Source organism: Microcystis sp. LEGE 08355 (assembly GCF_015207185.1).
GTDB lineage: Bacteria > Cyanobacteriota > Cyanobacteriia > Cyanobacteriales > Microcystaceae > Microcystis > Microcystis panniformis.
In genome coordinates this window covers 1-1,515 of record NZ_JADEXI010000841.1, presented here as the reverse complement: position 1 = coordinate 1,515, position 1,515 = coordinate 1, and the positions used below count along the sequence as shown (strand labels likewise).

Annotated in this window: 1 protein-coding gene; it reads left to right on the top strand. The window is 48.8% G+C overall.

Annotation, left to right across the window (positions count from 1 at the left end; genetic code table 11):
- Positions 1–151 precede the first annotated feature (151 nt).
- The gene (locus IQ242_RS24555) at positions 152–1,321 is read left to right on the top strand and encodes an HhoA/HhoB/HtrA family serine endopeptidase (protein WP_193961750.1); all 1,170 of its coding nucleotides are present in this window, start codon (positions 152–154) and stop codon (positions 1,319–1,321) included.
- Positions 1,322–1,515: the final 194 nt, after the last annotated feature.

Genomic DNA, 1,515 nt, shown 5'->3' with positions numbered 1-1,515 from the left:
GGGGTGGCAAGGGGGGGTCAGCTAATCTAAGGATAGGCGGTTAAGATGCGTCTTAGTTTAATCGGAGCGATCGATTTGTTAGATTTTTAATAGTCGGTCTGTGAACCGATAGACAGAAACAGTCAAAACATCAGAATTCAGAGATCAAAGTATGAAACTTCCTACAGGGTTACGGCGAACTATTACCCACGCTTTAGCAACTTTTCTGGGAATTATGCTCGGTTTTAGCAGTTTAGCGGCGGTAAATGCTCAAAATCTGCCCAGCACTGCCGCCGATCTGGCCAGAATTCCCCCGGAGATGACGGCGGAAAGTTTTGTCGCTAAGGCAGTGGCGCGCACGGGTGCGGCAGTAGTGCGAATTGACACCGAAGCGATCATTACTCGTCCCAATAGCCCCTTTTTTGATGATCCTTTTTTTCAGGAGTTTTTTGGAGAACAGTTTCGTCTTCCCACCCAGCAGCGAGTGGCTGGCCAGGGATCGGGTTTTATTATCGATGGCAGTGGTTTAATCTTAACTAATGCCCATGTGGTCGATAATGCCGATAAGGTAACGGTAACTTTAAAAGATGGTCGTAGCTTCAAGGGGGAAGTACGCGGTACTGATGAGATCACTGATTTGGCGGTAGTGAAAATTAATCCCCAAGGGGAAAATTTACCTGTAGCCGTCCTCGGCAATTCCTCATCCATACAAGTGGGGGACTGGGCGATCGCAGTAGGCAATCCCGTCGGTCTAGATAATACGGTAACTTTAGGAATTATTAGCACGATCGGGCGCTCGGCGGCTAAGGCGGGTATTCCCGATAAACGCATTGATTTTATCCAAACCGATGCCGCTATTAACCCGGGTAATTCCGGCGGTCCGTTACTCAACGCCCAAGGAGAAGTCATCGGCATCAATACGGCCATTCGTGCTGATGCCATGGGCATCGGTTTTGCCATTCCCATCGACCGGGCCAAACAGTTACAAGCGACCCTAGAATCAGGTCAAAAGGTGGCCCATCCCTATATCGGTGTGCAGATGGTTAATCTAACTCCCGATTTAGCCCGGGCCAATAATCAAAACCCTAATTCTCCCCTGATCGTGCCGGAAGTGTCGGGAATTTTGGTGGTGAAAGTCCTACCCAATACCCCCGCCGAAAAAGCCGGTATCCGTCGCGGGGATGTGATTGTCACAGCTAATAATCAACCGGTTAGCGATGGCGGTGAGTTACAGGAAATGGTGGAAAAAACCGGGATCGGTCAATCTTTACCCCTAAGAATCAGAAGGGGCGAAAGGGCGATCGATCTCACCGTAATCACCGCCCAAATGTCAAATCAGTAATCGGCAGTCAGTGATCAGTTATCAGATGTGAGTTTTCATGCCTTGATTGAGCAGCGACGAAAATCTTTTCAGGACTCGTAGCGTCGTTGACACTCCCCGAAGCACTCATGCGAGGGATTCTTCATCGAAAATTTGGGTCTGAAACCCCGTCGTTCTACGACGGCTTTACTGTTAAATATTAGCACATTTACGAA

What these genes read in the sequence shown, in the direction of transcription:
- IQ242_RS24555 (WP_193961750.1), top strand. Translation starts at nt 152, where the DNA reads ATGAAACTTCCTACAGGGTTACGGCGAACTATTACCCACGCTTTAGCA.